The following is a 19,349-nucleotide window of genomic DNA, read 5'->3' on the forward strand; positions in this document are numbered from 1 at the left end:
AGGCTGCCAACGAGGCGCGGCGGTGACGAGCGGAGCGGTTTCCCTAGGATCGGCGATCCTTGGCTGAGCGTCCGGACCCGGGCGGAACCTCGGCGATGATGGCGGCATGCAGATGGACCGCCGGCAGCTCGCCGACTTCCTGCGCCGCTCACGGGAACGCCTGCGCCCTCAGGAGGTCGGCCTTCCCACCGGGCCGCGCCGCCGTACACCCGGGCTGCGGCGTGAGGAGCTCTCCCAGCTCGCGGGGATGTCCGCCGACTACTACATGCGCCTGGAGCAGGCCCGCAGCCCGCAGCCGTCCCCGCAGATCCTCGCCTCACTGGCGCACGCCCTGCGGCTGACCGAGGACGAGCGCGACCACCTCTACCTGCTGGCGGGGCACCGGCCGCCCGCCGGCCGGCTCGCGGGGGACCATGTCCGGCCCGGCCTGCTGTACCTGCTGGACCAGCTCAAGGAGACGCCGGCCCACATCACCAACGACCTCGGTGACCTGCTGGCCCGCAACACGATGGCCGAGGCGCTCCTCGGCTGCATCTGCTCGGTCCGGGAGCAGGACCGCAACTTCGTGTGGCGCTGGTTCACCGACCCCACGATCCGGTCGATCTATCCGGCCGAGGAGCGCGAGCAGCAGAGCCGTGCCTACGTCGCCGACCTGCGGGCCTCCCTAGTGCGGCGGGGCAGCGACGCGGCGTCGACCCGGCTGGTCGCCCGGCTGCGCGAGGTCAGTTCCGAGTTCGCCGCGCTGTGGGAGCTGCACGAGGTCGCCGTGAAGCGTACGAGCCGGCTGCGCGTCGACCACCCCGCCATCGGCCCGATCGAGCTGGAGTGCGAGGTGCTGCTGAGCCCGGCCGAGGACCAGCGGCTCACGATCTTCACGCCGCCGCCGGGCACGTCCAACATCGATCATCTCAGCCTGCTGCGCGTCCTCGGCCACGACGACTTCACCCCGGCCACCCCCGAACGCCGCTGACGGCCGGCCGGCCGCTGTTCACCCGTCCAGGCCGAAGAGGGGCAGGCAGGGCGCCAGGCCCTCGATCGTGACGGGCACCGTCCGCCGGGCCTGCCAGGCCGCGCGGTCGAGGCGTACCCGGCGCACCACCATGGGCCGCCCGCGGACGACGCGGCGTTCGATCCCGTCCTCGCGGTACCCGAGCTTGCGGGACACCGCGAAGGACGCCTCGTTGTCGGCGAAGGCGGCGGACACGGCGTACTCCGCGCCCAGGCCCTCGAAGGCCAGGCCGAGCACGGCGGCGCGCATCTCCGTGCCGATCCCCCGCCCCTGGTACCGGCGGCCCACCCAGGAGCCGGTCGAGACCTCACGGAGGACCGGGAAGTCCGTTCCCATCAGCCCCTGCGTCCCCACGATCGTGCCGTCGAGGTCGGCCACGAGGTTCAGCGTCCACGCCGACGGCCGCCAGTCCGCCCAGCACGACCAGTGGAACTGCAGGAGCCCGCGTGCCCGTTCGGCCGGCGGCGCGTCCGTCCAGGGCACGGCGAACGGCTGCGTCTCCGGGTCGTGAACGCCCTCGGCCGCCAGATCGGCGAGCGCGGTCAGGTCTTCGAGCGCCGGCAGCCGTAGTACTAACCGCGGGGTGCGGAGCCGCAGGCCGAACAGGGGCCAGTGTGGTGATGCCATGGGGGCGATTGTGCAGAGGGTCTCCGCTCGCCGCATCCTCTTTTCCCGCACCTCGCCGAACGCCGTTCAGATAAGCAGTCATCCGGACATTCCGTAAAAACGTCAGTCAACTTGGACAGATATGGCCATTGTGACTGAGGCGGGTCTAAGATCGCCGTCCTACGTGCGGCCGGTCACTCTCCGAGTCGACCGGCCCACAGGTGTTGATCATGGTCGAAGGGAGCGCAACGTGACCGCGCCGGAGCCGGAGTTCACAGACCCGCATTCCGGGGCGGTGCCACTGCACGGGCGGCGCTTCGTCGAGGACACCGACGAGCTGTACCGGGAGATGCGGCGCGACCACGGGCCGGTCGTCCCCGTCCTCCTCGAGAGCGGCGAGCCGGCGTGGCTGGTCATCGGCTACCGCGAGGCGCACCGGGTGCTCACCGACGCGCAGTTGTTCGCCCGCGATCCGTACCGCTGCCACGGCCCGGACTACGTGCCACCGCAGGTCCTGGGCTACCTGCCCGGCATCCTGATGTTCCTGGACGGGCCCGCGCACGCGCGCCGGGCCGGCGCGGTCAGCGCCGCGCTCGCCGAGGTGGACCAGTTCGAGATGCGCAGCGAGTGCGAGCGGTTCGCCGACCGGCTGATCGACACGTTCGCCGCCGCCGGCGAGGCCGATCTGATCGAGCAGTACGCCTATCACCTGCCGGCCCTCGTCACGGGCAGCCTGCTCGGCGTGCCCGACGCGCAGCTGACGGCGCTCTCCCGGGACATGAAGATGATGAACGACGGCCAGGAGGAGGCCATCGAGGCGTACGGCCGGTACGTCGTGACGATGACGGGCCTGCTCGCGAGCAAGCGCGAGTGGCCCGGAGCGGACGTGATCTCCCGGCTGCTCGCGTACGCGGTCGATACCACCGACGAGGAGCTGATGCAGGATCTGCTGATCGTGCTCTCCGGCGGTCAGGAGAACACCGCCCACTGGATCGGCAACACTCTCCGCCTCATGCTGACCGACGACCGCTTCTCGCTGACCCTCTCGGGCGGGCGCCGCAGCGTCGGCCAGGCGCTGAACGAGGTGATGTGGGAGGCCTGCCCGGTGAAGACCGCCCCCGCCCGCTGGGCGGTCCGGGACGCGGTCCTCGGCGGCCGGACGATCCGTGCCGGTGACGTGGTCGTCGTCGGGCCGGCCGGTGCCAACGCCGACCCGCGGATCCGGCCCGACGCGCACCGCGACCCGAGCGGCAACCACGCCCACCTCGGTTTCGGCACCGGCGAGTACGGCTGCCCGCATCCGGCTCCGGAGATCGCTCAGGTGATGGCGCAGACCGCCGTCGAGGTGCTCCTGGACCGGCTGCCGGACGTGCGGCTGGCGGTGCCGGAGGACGCGCTCGCGTGGCGGCCGGCCTTCCACGTCCGCGGCCTGACGGCGCTTCCGGTGCGGTTCAGCCCCGCGCACGTCGCCGGCGGCTGAGCGGAGGACCGGTCCGCGGTCAGCTCCCGGTGGCGCTGATCGGGTCCACCCCGCTGGCCACGACGGACGGCAGGCCGGTCGAGGGGACGTGGGTCGCGAACGTCCACAGCCACTCGCCGGTGAAGCGGTGGTAGTAGCGCTTCGGGCCGAGGCCGTAGAAGTCCCGCCCGGGCCGATACCACACGTTCGGCCGCGCCGCCGTGTAGCGCAGCGCCTGGACCACGGCGCTCAGAACGAGTGCGCCGCCGTCGGCCGTCTTCAACGCGTACACCGGCTGCGGCCGGGCCGCCCACTGCGTACGGCCCTGCCACCGGCCGCGGCTGGTGAGCTCCAGGACGGACTTGGCCCAGTTCCTGCCGAGCGTGGAGGTCAAGGGGCCGGAGGCGAACGCCTCCGGGGACTTCTTGCGGTCCGCGGTGTAGGTGAGGTAGGTGGCGAGCCGGGTGCCGACACCGAGGGCCGGCCCGGTCGTCACCGCGGTCGCCGAGCCGTCCGCGCCGCGCGCGATCGCCGGCAGCTTCTGCCCCTTCGCCACCCAGGCGCCGACGGCGGACTTGTACGTGCCCCCGCCCGTGTCGACGAACACGAGGAACTCGGTCCCGCTCTCGCCCTTCACCCGGGCGGAGACCGCGAACCAGGCCGGGCTCACGTTGTGCGGGATGAAGAACCGAGCGCCCTCGTAGTGGAAGGGCTTGATCTTCTTGGCCTGCTTCGCCCGGATGCGCTTGTTGCCGGCCAGGTCGATCTCGAGCATCGGCCCGGTCTCGTTCTGCCGCAGCAGCGCGTCGGAGACCTTACTGTTCGCCTCGTTGTTGACCTTCTCATGATCGGCGAAGATCGCCCGCGCCTGCGCCTCGGTCACCGCGGTGGCCCCGGGCGAGCTGCTCGACGTGGACGAGTGCCGGGGGGTCGGTGTGGTCTCTCCGCCGCACCCCGCGGCGGTCAGCACACTGAGGGCGACAGACCCGAGGACGGTCCCTTTTCGCACTTGAGGCTCCGTAAAAATAAGGTAAAACGATCAAGAGCATACTGAACGTACGGGGAGGCACGCAGGTGGGTCCGGTACAGGAGGCGTACGACGTCGTCGTGGTCGGCGGCAGCGGGGTGGACACGATCGTGCGCGTCGGCTCCCTGCCGGTGCCGCTCGCCGACTCGGTCGGCGTCCCCCCGATCGAGGAGTGGCCCGGTCAGACCGGCGGGAACGTCGCCCTCGGCGCCCGGGCGCTCGGTCTCACGGTCGCGTTGCTCGACTACATCGGGGACGACTGGATCGGCGCGCAGGTACGCGAGCGGCTGGCCGAGGGGGACGTGGAGTTCGCCCCGCTGATCTCCCCCGCCGGCACCCGCCGCGCCGTGAACCTGGTGGACGCGACCGGCCGCCGGATGTCGTTCTACGACGGCCGCGACCCGGCGGACCTGCGGATGCCACGGGAGCACTACCTGCCCTGGATGAGCCGGGCCCGCCACGTCCACCTGGCCATCATGAACTTCGCGCGTTCCCTGTACGACGACCTCGCCGGGCTCGGCGTCCCGATCTCGACGGACCTGCACGACTGGGACGGCCTGAACGACCACCAGCGGGAGTTCGCACTCCGCTCCGACCTGGTGTTCTTCAGCGCCGCGGGCGTGGGTGAGGGCTTTCCCGCGCTGATGCGGGAGATCCTGCGCGAGGGGCGCGCGGAGACCGTGGTGGCCACGGCCGGCGCGGACGGCGCGTACCTCCTGACCCGTGACGGCGGCGCGACCCCGCGGCATGTCCCGGCGGCGGTGCCGCCCGCGCCGGTCGTGGACTCCAACGGCGCGGGCGACGCGTTCGTCTGCGGGTTCCTTTACGGGCGGCTCGCCGGCCGGGACGTGGAGGAGTGCGCCCGCCTCGGCACGGTCGCGGGCGCCTACGCGTGCACGGCCCCGGGTTCGACCGCTCTCATCCCGGCCGATGCGCTCCTGACGGCCTGACCGGCTCGCGAGATCGTCCGCGTACGGCGGGCGGACTGTCGGGGGCCGCTGCCACAATCGCGCGGCATGGCGAAGAGGACGGTACGCCGCCTGGCCGATCTGCTGGTCGGGCTGGGCATGGTGACGGAGGACAGGGCCGCCGCGGTGCTGGCCGACATCGGGTCGTGGCGGAAGGAGCACCTGGACGAGGAGCTCGACGAACGCGACGTGTTCGGCTGGCTTCCCGAGTTCGGCGTCGCCGTCCCGGTGCACATCGAGGATGTCGACTTCGTGGCCGACTACTACCGGTACCTCCTGGAGGAGGAGGTGACGCCCTGCACGGGCGGCGCGGTGGTCCTCTCCGACGTCGTACTGCTGCGCGACGAGGACGGCTACGAGTACCTCCACTTCCTGCGCAACGGCGAGCCGGTCTGGTGGCAGGTCGAGCACGAGTCCGAGGACTACGCGGACACGGCGGCCCTGTCAGGGCAGTTCGGTGATCTGGATCCGGGCGGCGACGATCCGCGCAGGTTCTACCAGCTGCGCCCGGAGAAGGTCGGCGCGCAGGACGACCTCTACGTCCTGGCCTCCCCCGACCAGGCCAGGGCGCTGCACGAGGAGTTCGGCCTGAACTTCTACGACCTGGACGCGGCGCCGCCGCCGCACGGCGAGCCGCCGACGGCACAGCCCGGTACGCCCGAGTGGTACGCCCAGGAGGACCGCCGGCACCTGACCGCACCGGCCCGGGCGTTCCTCGACCGGTGGCGGTCCGGCATGGCCGGCGCGCTCGACGAGTGGCGGGCCCGGTTCCTGCCGGCGGACTTCCCCTTCGACTTCTCCCTCGCCTCCCTGGGCGCACTGGAGGCGCTCGTCCGTGACCGGTACACCGGCTGGTCGGCGGTCCAGGCGGCCGCCGGCGAGCCGTTCGTCGAGGGAGCGGTCCGCTACGTCGGCGAGACGCTGATCCGGACCGGGCCCGGGCACTGGACCTACCGGGACACGGCGGACCCGTTGTACGGCGGCGTTCCGTCGGTCTGCTCCGACACCCCGGCCGCCTTCCGGGGCATCGTCGTCCCGCTGTACGCGCTGAGCCGCGCCGCCGAGGACCGCGAGCCCGGCGTCCTCGCCGCGTCGGCCGAGGACCTGCGCGACGCGGCCGTCCGGTACGCCAAGGCGCTGCGAGCGCTCGACGCGATCCGGCGGCCCGGCGCCGGACCGGCGGAGGGCTGACCCACCGGGAACGCCGCCCGGTCGTCGTGGTCGTTCCCGTGGGGGTGCCGGGCCGGCGTCGACCCGGCCCGGCATGAAGGCGCACGCCGCGAAGGCGTGTCAGGCCACGGCGTGGATCCGGCCGGCGATGTCCGACGCCGCCACCGGACGGCCGTTGTGCCGGACGATGACGAGGACACGCCCGCGTTCCCGTCGCACCTGCGTGGTGAGGCCGGACGGGCCGCCCAGGTGGAGGCAGAGCCGGCGGCGGGCGGGGAGCACGCCGTTCTGCGCGCAGCTGACCCTGAGGTGGTGCATGCCCGGGCCCGCGTTGAACGGGTTGTACAGCGCCGGGGCCGGCGTGACCCAGCCGCAGTAGCCCCCGCCGTGCAGGTTGACGACCTGGCCGTTCGCGCTCGGGGCCGCCGACCCGGAGGCGTTGAACCCGCCGGCGGCGAACGCGTTGTCGACCCGGAACGGCGTGTCCTGCAGGTCGACGTTGCCGACCCCGTTCGGCTGCGCGGTGCACGACATCGCGACCGCGTACGGCATGCCGGTCACGGTCGTCCCGCCATGCCGCAGCGAGCCGGTCGACGTCGCGAAGGTCAGGTCGCCGATGTCGACGGTCAGCGACTTCGGGTCGACGCGGACCTTGGTGAACGCCGTCCGGACGCTCGTGCCGGGTGAGGCGCCGCCGGCGGTGTACTGCGAGAAATTTACGGCCTGCCCGGTCCTGGCGAGGTCGATGTACTCGGCGGGCGCCGTGGCCATGTGATGGCAGTACGCCGTGAAGATATTGCCGTTATTGTACAGCAGGTAGGTCCCGTCCCGCGCGATCGGAATCGCCTGGTGCACGTCCTGGCAGCTGTTGAACAGCTGGATGGGAGCGGCGGCGTGAGCCGGCGCCCCGCCGGCCACCGGGAGGGCGGCACAAAGCGCCGCCAGCAGAGCCGTTTTCCGAATCGAGGATACAGCCATTGACTTTCCCTTGTTCGCGAGCGAGTGGACGACTGCGATCAGAAGGTTAACGCCCGCTTAACAGCCGGCCGATCGATGCACAGAATGTTCCGCATTCCGGAGTGTCGGGCGAGATGCGACGACAAGCGACAACGTCGGCTGGATCGAGAAGTACGGCGAGGCCATCCACGCGCGATTCGGTAACGCCGCGGAATTCACGGAGAGGTTCTCCGTCCCGGTCCGCATCCATCTCACCCGCGTCCGCGGCATTTACATCGACCGTGCCCGCCGGCTCCGCGACCCCATCCGACTCAACCGCCGAAGTGTGCGGCTCAGTGCCGAGGATCCCTGTTCTCGGAACGACGGCGATCCTCGGCGCTGAGGACGCGAGCGTGCCGTCGCGCGGCGGCCGGATACCTCCGCACCAGGAAGTCGAGGCGCAGAAGCTCCCGCGCCTCCGACGGCGACCGCGCCCGATTCGGTGCGATGGTCCACCTCCGGTCCGGAACTGTCTGGCGGGGCCGGGTTCGGGCTGGTAGCCTCCCGGGGGCCGTGACATCACGCAAGGAGGTGAGACCCATGAACGCTGTATCGATGTGGGTGCTCCCCTCGTCTTCATGGTCGGGCGATTGACATAGGGATCGCCGGGAGCGCCGCAGCCACAAGGCCCTCCCGAAAGGCAACACCTATGCATTCTGTGCGTTTCACCGCGGAGACATCGTCCAACGGTGTCCTCGAACGCGACTTCACCGTCGGCGAGGTCACCGGCGTGCTCTGGTCCCCCGTATCCGGCTCCGATCACGCGCCCGTGGTGCTGATGGGGCACGGTGGCGGTCTGCACAAGAAGACGCCGGGACTCGTGGCCCGCGCCCACGACACCGTGACCAGGTGGGGTTTCACCGTGGTCGCCATCGACGCGCCTGGACACGGCGATCGTCCGCGTACGGCGGAGGACGAGCAGGCCCGCGCCGACATTCAGCAGGCGGTGGCGGCAGGCGAGATCGACCGCTTCGAGTCGGTCAGCGTCCGCTACAGCACCTCACTGGCGGAGCGTGCCGTACCGGAATGGCAGGCGACCCTGGACGCCCTTCAGGAACTGCCCGAGATCGGCTCCGAAGCGCCGATCGGCTACGGCGGCGGCATGTCGTTGGGCACCGCGATCGGGATTCCGCTGACGGCGGTCGAGCCCAGGATCACCGCCGCGATCTTCGGTGGCGGGTTCTTCGCGCACCGGGGACTGATCGAGGCGGCGAGACGGATCACCGTCCCGGTCCAGTTCCTGCTCCCGTGGGACGAGGAGTACGTCGACCGCCGATCCGTCCTCGCCTTGTTCGACGCCTTCGCCTCGGAGGACAAGACGTTGCTCGCCAACCCTGGCACCCATCGCCGCATGCGCTGGGTCGGAGTCGACGACGGGTTCCTGGCCCGGCGGCTCGGCCGCGCCGGCACGTCATCGGCCTGACCTGACGGGTATCGGCGTATGTACATCCCCGGGCCATCGTTGGCCGAGAGCACCGGCACTAAACTCTGCAGACACGTGTGTTCTTCTGAGCGGAGGTGCGTGTGCAGTCGCTCCAGCCGGGGGATCTCGAGCACGTCGGCCAGTACCGGCTCCTCGCCCGCCTCGGCGCGGGCGGGATGGGGGTCGTCTATCTCGCCCGGTCGCCGGGTGCCCGCTTGGCGGCTCTCAAGCTCATCCGGCGGGAGTTCGCCGCTGACGGGGATTTCCGGGAGCGGTTCCGCCGCGAGATCGCCGCCGCGCGCAGAGTCAGCGGCCTTTACACGGCTCCGGTGCTGGACTCCGACGTCGATGCGCCACAGCCTTGGTTCGCCGCCGGTTACGTCCCCGCGCCCGCGCTGGACGAGGCCCTCGCGGCCCTCGGGGTGATGCCCGAGCCCGCCGTCCGTGCCTTGGGCGCGGGACTGACCGAGGCGCTGCAGGCCATCCACGGGGCTGGGCTGGTGCACCGCGACCTCAAGCCCGGAAACATCCTGCTGGCCGAGGACGGCCCTAAGATCATCGACTTCGGAATCGCCAAGGTCACCGACGCCACGCAGCTCACCGGCACCGGCGACATGGTCGGCACGCTGGCGTACATGGCACCCGAGCAGATCGCGGGAGGCGGCCATGCCGGGCCGGCGGCGGACGTGTTCTCGCTGGCCGGTGTGCTGGTCTATGCGGCCACGGGTGCCAAGCCGTTCGGCGAGCGGGACTCGACCGCGCTGCTCTATGAGGTCATGTACGGCGAGCCGCGGCTCGACGAGGTGCCCGAGTCGCTGCGCGGATTGCTGGCCGCCTGCCTGCGCAAGGAGCCGGCGCGGCGCCCCGGGTTGGCGACCGTACTAGCGGCCTTGACCCCCGCCGATCCACGGGCGCTGATCTCTCCCGCGCTGCGCCGGGAGGTGGCGGCCAGGGAGACCGAGGCGAACAGGGTGTCCTCCGAGCCGGTCGTGGCTCCCCCACCGCTGCCGCGGATCGACGACACGGATGCGGGCGCTCCCGGGCGGCGCCGGGTCCTGGGCCTGGTCGCCGCGGTCGCTGTGGCCGGTATCGGCGCGGGTACGACGGCCTGGTCGCTGACCCGGGGGAACTCCAAGGCCGCCAAGCCCGCCCCACGTGGGACCGCTCTCGCCACGGCGCCTCCGCCCGCGTGGACCTTCACCCCGCCCAAGCCCTTCTCGACCAGCACGAGTCTGCTGGTGGCGGGCGGTGTCGTTCTGTGGGGCGGGGACGACGGGACCTATGGGGTGGATGCGGGCTCGGGGCGGCGGCGGTGGGCGCCGGACATCGCCCTGGCTTCGAGCGATGCCGTCCATGGATCGACGCTCATCACCGACGGCGAGGGCAAGGACGATGAGGATCGGTCGCTCATTCTGATCGACGTTCCGACCGGCAGGACCACGAAGTTCCCGATGCCCCACGGCACCCTCCTCCTATCCGTCTTCGGCGTGGCCGGTGACACGCTCCTCCTGGAAACGGAGAGCACCTCGGATGACAGCGTCGACCCGACCGTCTGGGCCGTGGACCTGGCCAGCGGAAAGATTCTGTGGCGACGCCCCATCAGCGACGTGGACGTCTGCGGAGCCGTCGACGGGACCAGCCTGTACCTCAACAGCAAACCCACCCTCATCGCGCTCGACGCCGCCACGGGCCGCGAGCGCTGGGTCTACACCTGGCTCAAGGGCGGCGGCACCCGGAACTGGGAGACTCTGGATATCGCGGTCGCCGGCGGCAAGGTGTTCGCCAACTTCGCCGACACCCTTCAGGCGATCGACACCACCGATGGGACGCCCGTCTGGTCGCAGCACACCGACGAGGTCTTCTCCACCGTCCTCCCCGCCGGCGCGAACGTGATCTTCAGGAATGAGGTCCTCCGTGCCTATGACCAGGCGACCGGGGCCGCCAGGTGGTCGCTGGCGGCCCCGGAGACCCTCAGCAGCTGGTCGGGGCACAGCGCCGTGTCCGGCAGTCTCCTCGTGGCCGCGTTCGACGGCTCTACGGGTTCGGCGCACGGCATCTTCGCCGCCAGGACCGACGGCCGGGCGCTGTGGGCACACTGGGGCCCGGCCTCCAGGGGTGATGATTGGGAAGTGGCCATGTCCGGGTCGTCGGTGTTCGCGACCGACCATCGGCGGCTCTACTGCTTCCGGGCAGGTTCGTGATGGCCGCGCTGGAGCCCGACGATCCTCACCACATCGGCCGGTACAGCCTGCTGCGGCGCCTGGGCGAGGGCGGCATGGGGCTGGTCTACCTGGGCGCGTCCCCGGCGGGCCGGGCGGTGGCCATCAAGGTCGTACGACCCGAACTCGCCGGAGACCTCGATTTTCGCGCCAGGTTCCGGGCCGAGGTCGAGGCCGCCCAGAGGGTCAGCGGCGCGTTCACCAGTCCGGTGGTCGACGCCGAGCCCGACGGCACGGTCCCATGGCTGGCGACCGCGTACGTCAACGGCCTCAGTCTCAAGGAGACGATCGACCGGTACGGGCCCATGCCCGAGCCGCTGCTGCGCACGCTCGGCGCCGGACTGGGCGAGGCCCTGATCGCGATCCACGAGGCGGGCCTGCTGCACCGCGACCTCAAACCGGCCAACATCCTGCTGGCCAAGGACGGCCCCAGAGTCATCGACTTCGGCATCAGCAAGGCCGCCGACACCGTCACGCTCACCGCCGAGGGCCAGGTCATCGGCTCCCCCGGCTACATGTCCCCCGAGCAGATCCGCGGCACGCGACTCACCACGGCCGCCGACGTGTTCGCCTTCGGCGCCGTGCTGGCCTTCGCCGCCACCGGCCGCCCGCCGTACGGCAGGGGCGCGGTCCCCACGATCATCCATCGGACCCTGCACGAAGAACCCGACCTGCACGGCGTACCGGCCTCCCTGGCGCAGATGGTGACCGCCTGCCTCAGCCGTGATCCCGACCGGCGCCCGCCCGCCAAGCTGCTGCTACCGCTGCTGGCCGCCCGGCCGGCCACGCCCTGCTGGCTCCCCGACGCCATCGGCGACGAGTTGCAGCAGCGGGAGGACACCCTCGTCCTGGACCTGCGGGCCCTCGCCAAAGCCCGCACCCGCCGGCGGCTGCTGGCCGGCGGAGCCGCCACCGCGGGACTCGCCGTCATCGGCGGCGGAACCGCGGCGGCACTCGCCACGGCCCAAGGCGGAAAGGGGCACCGGCCCGTCCTTCCGAAGCTCCTGTGGCGTACCGCGATCAGAGGCGAGGAGGACTCCGGCCTCGCCGTCCTCTCCCGGGCGATCATCTGCTCCGCCGACCGGGACAGCGTCGTCCGCTGTTACTCACTGGCCACCGGGCAGCAGCTCTGGTCCGGCGAGTTCGGCTACGCGACCACCGGGCCGACACTGATCTACGCCCTGGCGCGCTCCGGCGGCACGCTCACCGCCATGGACGAATCCCGCACGGTCAGGTGGACCTACGAACCGCCGGCAGGCTTCGGAACGTCCGTCCTGGTGGGTCCGACCAACGGCGCGCTGGCCCTCACCGACCAGAGGAAAACGATCATCGGCCTGGACGCCGTCACCGGCGGCCAACGCTGGATTCACCGGTGGCCGGCGGGGACGTCCTATGTCGCTCTCGACGGCATCCAGGGCCGCACCATCATCGCCGCGGGAGTCCAGGGTGAAGGCGGCCCGGCCCTCGCGCTCGACGCCACAACAGGTGCGGTCCGGTGGTCCAATCCGCACTCGACAGGGGCCGTGCTGCCGGGCAGCGGGAACCTCATCTTCGACAACCCCTCACACACCACGCTTGACGCGCTGTCGATCGACACCGGCCAGAAGGTCTGGAGCGCCGACCTCCCCAACGCCGCGGCGCGCCCCGGCGACGACAACGGCGAGCTCTCACTCCAGATCACCGTGGCCAACGGGCTGGTCTGCACCGGCGGGCCGACCATCTACGCCCTGGACGCGGCCACCGGCCGGATCCGGTGGACCTACACGCCGACCTCACCCGGCAGAGGGGAACGAACCCTCCTGGTCAACGGGAGATACGCCTACATCCTGGACAATCCACAACTCGTCGCCCTCGACGCGCGCACCGGCCGACGCCTCTGGTCCGTCAACACCCCCGCGGCCCACACCGCCGGGCTGGTCGCCGCCGGCGGGCTGATCTGCACCGGCGTGGGCACGGGACTCTACGGCTGGAACCCCGAGACAGGGAAACTCGTCTGGAACCACTCCACGGCCGCCGATCCCGCCGCCCGATGGAGACTGGTCGCTCGCGGCCCCATCCTCGCTGCCGCGAGCAACGACACGCTGCTCGCCTTCCATCTCGGCTGAGCCCACGACGACGCCGACGAGCCCGGCGGGACGCCCGCCCGTCAGGCGGTCGCCGCCGGGGCGTAGGTCAGGTGAATGACGCCGTTCTCGAACGCCTCCTGGCCGGTGAGGGCCAGTGAGGTGCGCCGGGTCCCCTGGGGGAAGAGCTCGGCCCCGGACCCGAGGACGACCGGGTAGACCAGGAGGTGCAGCTCGTCCACCAGGCCGTCGGCCAGGAGCGCGCGCACGAGGGTGCCGCTGCCGCTGATGTAGATGCCGCCCGCGACCTCGTCCTTCAGCTTGCGGATCGCCTGCGGGTCGTAGGCGCCGAGCACGGTGGAGTTTCGCCATTCGTCGGCGGAGGCCAGGGTGGACGACACGACGTACTTGGGGGTGTCGTTGAAGAACGGTGCGCCCGGGTCCTCCGCGGCGGTACGGGTCGACCAGGCCGGGGCGAACATCTGGAACGTCGTGCGGCCGAGCAGGATGGCGGAGCTGGACTCGGTCATCCCACCGATCGCCCGCGCCATCCCCTCGGTGAAGCCGTAGTCCGCCGTCCAGCTCGGATTCTCGAACACCCCGTCCAGGCTGACGAACTCGTGCACGCTGATCGCGCCCATGGTGGTCCCCTCTTTTCGGCTGTCATCGGCTGCACAGATGACACCACGGCCGTCCGACAATTCGTGAGCCACGTCGTTCAGGATCGGCCGGCCGCAGGCTCCTGACCATGCACGCCGGCCTCACGGAGCACGCTCGCCGCCTGTACGGCGATGAATGCCGGCCGACGCCCACGTACGGCCTTGAGCGCGAGCCGACGCCCTCGAAGCGAGAACCTGAACTCCCGTGTCAGAGAGCCGGAGGCGGAAGAGCTGCGATCTCCCGCTCGAAGTAATCGAGCAGGGGTTCGGCGGCCAGATACAGGTCGGCGAGTTCCGTCCGGGCCCCTGTGATCGCTCTGGGGTCGTCGATACGGCGAGCGCCGTACGCCGTTCCCTCCGCGTCGTACGAGACCTCGAACAGGACGCGATCACCGAGGATCACGATCTCCGGCAGCAGACGGTCGGCCTCGAGATGACGCACCGCGGATGCGTCGACCACCCGGAGATCCTCGCCCGCCTCGGCGAGGAGCCGAAAGTACTGCATCTCCCACTGGAGGTACGGCGTGACCGGGTGCTCCACCACCCGGAGACGCCGCGACTGGACCCCGAGCCGCCGGTCATCGGCCACCTTCGCTCTCACCGCGTCGCGTTCCCGCTCGTTGAGCTCCAGGGCACGAGCCCAGTCACCCTCCGCGAACGCCTCCCAGCTCGGAACCCCCGGTTCCCGGAAGGTCTGACGCCGTTCCAGCTTCCAGAAGACAATCCCCTCGTACGCCTCGTCGAAGGCGTCCGAGTAGGAGGCCAGGCACAGTTCGGTCCCCGGCAGGTCGGCGATCCGGTCGAGCATCAGGCATCGCCCCTCCGGACGCGGCGTCGAGCCGCACCCGGTGAGCCGTCAAGGTAGGTGTGGAGTTCTTCGGCGGTCATCTCGTCGAACCGCGCCATCGCCACCTCCAGGAAGCGGAGCTGGTCCGGGTCCGTGGTCGCGGCACAGACCGGACCGCGAGCCCACCTCCACAGCGGAAGACCGCCGGTGTCCAGCACCGAAGACCACCCCGGTGGCGCCGGCGTCTCGGGGTGCGTCCGCTGCCGGCGCTGCAGGCTCATCCGCGCGGCGGCCGGATACTTCCGGACCAGGAAGTCGAGGTGCAGGAGCTCCCGCGCCTCCGACGGCGAGCACGCCGCCAAGGAGTCGACGAGGGCGCGGAGCGCGGGAAGCGAGCGCATGAGCCGCTGTTCGGGGGTCATCGTCACATCCCGCTGCGGCGGAGCGGAATGCAGACGACCTTGCTGATCGACCGGACCAGCTCCTGGACGTCGTCGACGTCCAGGAGCCGAGACGAGTCGTCGATGCGGCCGATCGGCGCGCCCCACGACCAGTGCCACCTGAGGTCGCCCTGCGCGTCCGGCCTGCAGGCGATCCGCTCGCTGAGGTGATTGCTTGCACCGTGGATGAGGATTTCCGCCCCGTACTGCTCGGCCCTCAACCCGGCCGCCTGGCATTCCTGGGTGAGCCACTTCGCGTATGCGCGAATGTCCTCTGATGTGTACCGATTCATCCTCGACTCCCGTCGATAAGCCGTTTGGATTCCCGGTGACCAGAATCACAGGATCGGTTACGGTGAGCTACGACCCGACGAACCCCTTTGCGGCACCCGCGGCAGTGACCGTGATCAATGAGTGCCGAAACCAGGAGACACCCGATGTCGCTTCAGCGCGAGAACGACCGTGATCCTCTTCTTGAGACCTTCTCGGATGAACTACGCTTTCGCCGAGAGGACGCAGACCTATCTCGCAACAAGCTGGCCGAAGCGCTGGGATGCACTCCGCAGTGGATCGGGAAGGTCGAATCCTGCGAGAAGCCACCTTCCGAGGCGTTCGCCCAAGACCTCGACACGTTCTTCGGTACGGCCGGGATGTTCCATCGGCAGTGGGAGAAGATCAAGAAGTATCGTCGTAACAGGCTCCTCCTGCCCTGTGTGCCAAGGTTCATCGAACTTGAAGCACAGGCGGGTCTGATACGAGCGTTCACCCCTCAAGTCGTCCCCGGCCTACTGCAAACCGAGGACTACGCGCGTGTACTCATGGACATAGGCCAGAACCCGAGCGCACTCGATGAGATGGTGGCCGGCCGGATGGAGCGCCAGGCTTCGGTGTTCGACCGCGAGACTCCGGCTCAGGCGTGGTTCGTCCTCGATGAGGCGGTCCTGCATCGCGCCGTCGGTGGCCGGGATGTCATGCGGGCTCAGCTCATCAAACTTCGGGATATGACCAGCCGGACGAACGTCCATGTACGGATACTGCCGTTCGAGTCCATCACCTACGCCGGCCTAGAGGGGATGTTCGTCACTTTGACCCTCCACGACAGCACAGAGATCGCTTACCATGAAGGGCCGAGCGTGAGTCACCTCACACAGGACCCGGCGGTAGTGAACGAGTACCACATGCGTTTCGATCTCGTCATGGGTGAGTCCCATCCGCGAACTGATTCCTTTGCAATGATCAGCAAGGCTTTGGACGACCTGGGGTAGTGATGCTCGACAACCTTGTCCGCGCGCAGTGGCGCAAGAGCACCTATAGCAGTCAGGGAGTGGACTGCGTAGAGGTAGCCGACAACGTGAGCACGCAATCAGAGAACAGCTTGGTCTGCGAATCCCAGCCACCCGCTCGGTCTGCGATCCGGCCTGATACAGGGACACGACAGACACCCTCACAGATCACGCCATAGGTGACGCGCCGTCTTCCACAGCTGTCTGCACAGGCGACTGGCCAGGCGCCGGAGGTGCCGGCTTGTTTCTCAAGGACGTCCATGTCTCCCGCCCCGGCGGGCGAACCGTGGAGTCAAGGCAGTTCACTTTTACCCGCTTCCATTACGCGCGCCACTGAATGGGCAACGGACGTTCTGCGCGTCCACCAAAATTGGCGACACCTCTGAACTCCACTCTGAGTCCGCTCGCCGCCCGTCGGACGACCCGACGGGCTTCCGTCGTATCCCTTCGCGGGAGTCCCTCGCCGAACTGCTGGCGCGTAACGAATAAGGACGATCACGACATCGCGCGCCGGCGCGGCCGGTTCCGGCCGTGGGGGCGTGCGGACATTGCCTCGCACTGCATCCGGCCCGCATACTCCTGCTTACCGTCCGAAGCTACGCATAACGGAGCGTAGACGGCGTGAGCGAGGTGGCCTGATGAGGATCAGCAGAGGAGTGGCGGCCGGGGCTGCGGCGTGTCTGGCGGCTACGGCGCCGGGGTTAGTGGGAGCCGCGCCGGCCGCGCACGCGGTCGGGCTGGATCAGGTCTGCGCGCTCAGTGAGGTCGTCACCTACAGCCCGCCGCTGACCACCAGTCCGCAGACGGTGACGTTCACCTCCGACCCGGCGAAGTCGACGGGCACCGGGCTGGAACCGGACCTGACCGCCTGTGGCAGCACCGGTGTCTCCCAGCTCACCGACGTCGGGACCGTGACCATCGGCATCTGACGGTGATGGGTCAGTTCGTGCCGAGCCAGTGGTGCACGGCGTGGCGCACCGGATCAGGCTCTGTCGCGTCACCCGCCCACGCGACGTACCCGTCGGGTCGTACGAGCACGGCGGCCGGCCAGTCGGGGCGCGCCGCCTCGGCGTAGTCCACCACCCGCACCTGCGCGGGCAGGCCCATCGGGGCCACCACCGGGCGCCGGGCGAACAGCACGAAGTTGCCGTCGCGGAACAGCTCGTACAACGGTGTGGCCGCTCCGTCCCGGCTTCGGAGCCGGCCGGGAGGCAGCCGCCGGCCCTCAAGCGGATGTCCTTCCGCGTCGTGCGGCGCGTACTCGATCGCGACGCCGGAGTACGCCCGTGCCAGCCGTGTCTGGACGGGCGGCAGCGGCAGCGCCACGTGGTAGGCCGCCCAGCGCAGCAGGCGGCGCGGCGTCGTCCGCGCGGTGTTCAGCCGGAACTGCCGTCCGCTCAGCCGCAGCACCTCACTGCCGACCGGGTGGCGTTCGCGGTGGTAGGAGTCGAGCAGCCAGTCGGGTGCGCCGCCCCGCACGGCGGCGGCCAGCTTCCAGCCGAGGTTGAAGGCGTCCTGAAAACCGGTGTTGAGGCCCTGGGCGCCCGCGGGGGAATGGGTGTGGGCGGCGTCGCCGGCGAGGAGGATCCGCCCGGCTCGGTAGGACGGAGCCTGCCGGCTCTCGCTGCGGTACCGGCTCGACCAGTACAGGTCGCGCGGGCGCAGATCGCGGCCGGTGATCCGGATGATGCTCTCCCGCACCTCCGCCAGGCTCACCGGCTCCGATACGGGGACTTCGGCACGGGAGTAGTCGTACAGCACCACCCGGCACGAGCCGTCGCGGAAGGGGAAGACGAGGAAGAGCCCGGCGTCGGTGTTCTCGCCGTGGGCGTCGGTCATCGGCAGGTCGTCGATGAACACGTCGGCGAGCGCGACCGAGCCCGGGTTTGGGGCGCCGGGGAACGGTATGCCCGCGCTCTCGCGGACGGTGCTTCGCAGGCCGTCACAGCCGACGACGTACGCCGCCCGCTCGACCGTGCCGTCGGCCAGCGTGACCAGGGCCTCGTCGTCGTTCTGGTCGACTCCGGTGACCGTGGCGGAGCGTACGATCTCCGCGCCGAGTTCGATCGCACGCTCCTCCAGCAGCCGCTCGATCTCGCTCTGCGGCAGGTCGAGCTGGTAGGGGAAGTCCGAGTCCAGACGGTCGAAGCCGATCACGGCGCCCCTGGGCCCGACGGGGAACGACCGGACGGGCAGGCCGGTGTCGAGGAACCGGTCGGCGATGCCCCGGAGCGCGAGCATCTCCATGCTGCGGGCGTGCAGGCAGATGGCGCGCGAGTCGGCCGTCCGGGCCGGACGCCGTTCGAGCACGCGGCAGGGGACGCCGGCGAGGGCGAGTTCTGCGGCGAGGGCGAGGCCGGTGGGCCCCGCCCCAACGATGATCACCCGATCTGACGGCACCGTGTCACCGTCTTCGCCCCGGTTCAACACCATGATCCACTCCTATCAGGCCATCGCCCGACAAGAGCCATAAAGTAGAACTTTTCCGGCAATTGCATCATCCGCATCGCCCGGAGACGACCGGCCCACCCAGTCGATAACAACGGCCGTGAGCGGGGGTGTCAGTCGGAGGGGCGGTAGGCGGCGGAGAAGACGCGGACGGCGGCGTCGGCGTAGTGGTCCAGTTCAGCGGGAGTGAACCGGGTGTCGTCGCCGCAGAACATGACCCTGTTGACCGGGATCGACACGATGAGCCAGGCGAAGTGGTTCGCCGCCAGCATCGGGTCGTCCACGCGAAGCAGACCGCGGTCGGTCAGCTGTTCGAAGGCCGAGGCCAACATGACGTGGACGCGGTCGACGCCGGCCCGGAAGTAGGCCTCGCCGAGCCGGGGGAAGCGGCCCGCCTCGGCGATGACCAGGCGGCGCAGCCGCAGGAGCGACGGCTGCGCGAGGGCGTGCACGAAGTTGCGCGCGACCGTTCTCAATGCCGTCTCCACGTCGTCGGTGCCCGCCAGCTCGGCCAAGGCATCCTGGAACAGCTGGTCGATGCCGCGGCAGCGATCGAGCACGATCTGCTCGAACAGCTTCTCCTTGTTCCCGAAGTGCTTGTAGATCGTCTGCTTCGACGCTCCCGCGGCCGACGCGATCTCGTCGGTCTTCGCGCCGACGTAGCCGTCGCGCAGGAACACGTCCATCGCCGCGTCCATGATCCGGCGCTGCGTCCGCGTGACGGCGTCCTCTCCGGCATCAACGCGCGAAGGGTCGGTTGTCGGCATCGTCGCTCCTCCTGTATCCGGCGTT

General features: G+C 70.2%; 19 protein-coding genes. 10 read left to right on the plus strand and 9 right to left on the minus strand.

Annotation, left to right across the window (positions count from 1 at the left end; all coding sequences use genetic code 11):
* The first annotated feature begins 106 nt into the window (after positions 1-106).
* Entirely contained in the window at positions 107-970 is an 864-nt protein-coding gene (locus tag NE235_RS37515) for a helix-turn-helix transcriptional regulator (protein WP_289848826.1), read from the plus strand.
* 18 nt (positions 971-988) lie between these two features.
* Here NE235_RS37515 and NE235_RS18880 read toward each other — a convergent pair whose 3' ends face one another.
* Complete coding sequence (locus tag NE235_RS18880) at positions 989-1,636, minus strand: GNAT family N-acetyltransferase (RefSeq protein ID WP_252804697.1); 648 nt, start codon at positions 1,634-1,636, stop codon at positions 989-991.
* A 229-nt stretch (positions 1,637-1,865) separates the two neighbouring features.
* On the opposite strand from NE235_RS18880, the gene NE235_RS18885 reads away from it, so the two are divergent.
* Complete coding sequence (locus NE235_RS18885; protein WP_252804699.1) at positions 1,866-3,095, plus strand: cytochrome P450; 1,230 nt, start codon at positions 1,866-1,868, stop codon at positions 3,093-3,095.
* 19 nt (positions 3,096-3,114) lie between these two features.
* On the opposite strand, the gene NE235_RS18890 is transcribed toward NE235_RS18885, so the two are convergent.
* A complete protein-coding gene (locus NE235_RS18890; RefSeq protein ID WP_252804701.1) occupies positions 3,115-4,083 on the minus strand; it encodes a hypothetical protein in 969 nt (322 codons plus the stop codon).
* 65 nt (positions 4,084-4,148) lie between these two features.
* On the opposite strand from NE235_RS18890, the gene NE235_RS38265 reads away from it, so the two are divergent.
* Both NE235_RS38265 and NE235_RS18900 read left to right on the plus strand, forming a co-directional pair.
* Positions 4,149-5,051 carry a carbohydrate kinase family protein gene (locus tag NE235_RS38265; protein ID WP_252804703.1) on the plus strand — a complete coding sequence of 301 codons (903 nt, stop codon included), beginning with the start codon at positions 4,149-4,151 and terminating at the stop codon, positions 5,049-5,051.
* Between the two features lie 66 nt (positions 5,052-5,117).
* The gene (locus tag NE235_RS18900) at positions 5,118-6,260 is read left to right on the plus strand and encodes a hypothetical protein (RefSeq protein ID WP_252804705.1); all 1,143 of its coding nucleotides are present in this window, start codon (positions 5,118-5,120) and stop codon (positions 6,258-6,260) included.
* Between the two features lie 99 nt (positions 6,261-6,359).
* On the opposite strand, the gene NE235_RS18905 is transcribed toward NE235_RS18900, so the two are convergent.
* Complete coding sequence (locus tag NE235_RS18905; RefSeq protein ID WP_252804707.1) at positions 6,360-7,217, minus strand: GON domain-containing protein; 858 nt, start codon at positions 7,215-7,217, stop codon at positions 6,360-6,362.
* 667 nt (positions 7,218-7,884) lie between these two features.
* Here NE235_RS18905 and NE235_RS18910 point away from each other — a divergent pair.
* The 3 genes from NE235_RS18910 to NE235_RS18920 all read left to right on the plus strand — a co-directional run bounded on the left by NE235_RS18910 (position 7,885) and on the right by NE235_RS18920 (position 12,982).
* Complete coding sequence (locus NE235_RS18910; RefSeq protein WP_252804709.1) at positions 7,885-8,658, plus strand: dienelactone hydrolase family protein; 774 nt, start codon at positions 7,885-7,887, stop codon at positions 8,656-8,658.
* A 101-nt stretch (positions 8,659-8,759) separates the two neighbouring features.
* Positions 8,760-10,859, plus strand: a complete 2,100-nt coding sequence (locus NE235_RS38270) for a protein kinase domain-containing protein (RefSeq protein WP_252804710.1) — start codon at positions 8,760-8,762, stop codon at positions 10,857-10,859.
* The gene (locus tag NE235_RS18920) at positions 10,859-12,982 is read left to right on the plus strand and encodes a serine/threonine-protein kinase (RefSeq protein ID WP_252804712.1); all 2,124 of its coding nucleotides are present in this window, start codon (positions 10,859-10,861) and stop codon (positions 12,980-12,982) included. The genes NE235_RS38270 and NE235_RS18920 overlap by 1 nt, the downstream gene beginning before the upstream one ends.
* Before the next feature lie 41 nt (positions 12,983-13,023).
* On the opposite strand, the gene NE235_RS18925 is transcribed toward NE235_RS18920, so the two are convergent.
* From NE235_RS18925 to NE235_RS18940, 4 genes are all read right to left on the minus strand, one after another.
* Entirely contained in the window at positions 13,024-13,581 is a 558-nt protein-coding gene (locus tag NE235_RS18925) for a dihydrofolate reductase family protein (RefSeq protein ID WP_252804715.1), read from the minus strand.
* Between the two features lie 226 nt (positions 13,582-13,807).
* Positions 13,808-14,407, minus strand: coding sequence for a DUF6879 family protein (locus NE235_RS18930; RefSeq protein ID WP_252804717.1), 600 nt, complete (start codon positions 14,405-14,407; stop codon positions 13,808-13,810).
* On the minus strand, positions 14,407-14,808 hold the full coding sequence (locus tag NE235_RS18935) for a hypothetical protein (RefSeq protein ID WP_252804719.1): 402 nt from the start codon (positions 14,806-14,808) through the stop codon (positions 14,407-14,409). Before NE235_RS18935 ends, NE235_RS18930 begins: the two co-directional genes overlap by 1 nt.
* Before the next feature lie 2 nt (positions 14,809-14,810).
* Positions 14,811-15,119, minus strand: a complete 309-nt coding sequence (locus tag NE235_RS18940) for a hypothetical protein (protein WP_252804721.1) — start codon at positions 15,117-15,119, stop codon at positions 14,811-14,813.
* 144 nt (positions 15,120-15,263) lie between these two features.
* Here NE235_RS18940 and NE235_RS18945 point away from each other — a divergent pair, with 144 nt between their 5' ends.
* From NE235_RS18945 to NE235_RS18950, 3 genes are all read left to right on the plus strand, one after another.
* Positions 15,264-16,091 carry a helix-turn-helix domain-containing protein gene (locus NE235_RS18945; RefSeq protein ID WP_252804723.1) on the plus strand — a complete coding sequence of 276 codons (828 nt, stop codon included), beginning with the start codon at positions 15,264-15,266 and terminating at the stop codon, positions 16,089-16,091.
* Between the two features lie 2 nt (positions 16,092-16,093).
* A complete protein-coding gene (locus NE235_RS38705; protein WP_406567596.1) occupies positions 16,094-16,288 on the plus strand; it encodes a DUF397 domain-containing protein in 195 nt (64 codons plus the stop codon).
* 459 nt (positions 16,289-16,747) lie between these two features.
* Positions 16,748-17,038 carry a hypothetical protein gene (locus NE235_RS18950; RefSeq protein WP_252804724.1) on the plus strand — a complete coding sequence of 97 codons (291 nt, stop codon included), beginning with the start codon at positions 16,748-16,750 and terminating at the stop codon, positions 17,036-17,038.
* A gap of 10 nt (positions 17,039-17,048) precedes the next feature.
* On the opposite strand, the gene NE235_RS18955 is transcribed toward NE235_RS18950, so the two are convergent.
* Entirely contained in the window at positions 17,049-18,542 is a 1,494-nt protein-coding gene (locus NE235_RS18955; protein ID WP_252804726.1) for an FAD-dependent monooxygenase, read from the minus strand.
* Between the two features lie 128 nt (positions 18,543-18,670).
* Positions 18,671-19,324 carry a TetR/AcrR family transcriptional regulator gene (locus tag NE235_RS18960; protein WP_252804727.1) on the minus strand — a complete coding sequence of 218 codons (654 nt, stop codon included), beginning with the start codon at positions 19,322-19,324 and terminating at the stop codon, positions 18,671-18,673.
* Positions 19,325-19,349 lie beyond the last annotated feature (25 nt).

It is taken from the genome of Actinoallomurus spadix, from assembly GCF_024055725.1.
Lineage (GTDB): Bacteria > Actinomycetota > Actinomycetes > Streptosporangiales > Streptosporangiaceae > Actinoallomurus > Actinoallomurus spadix.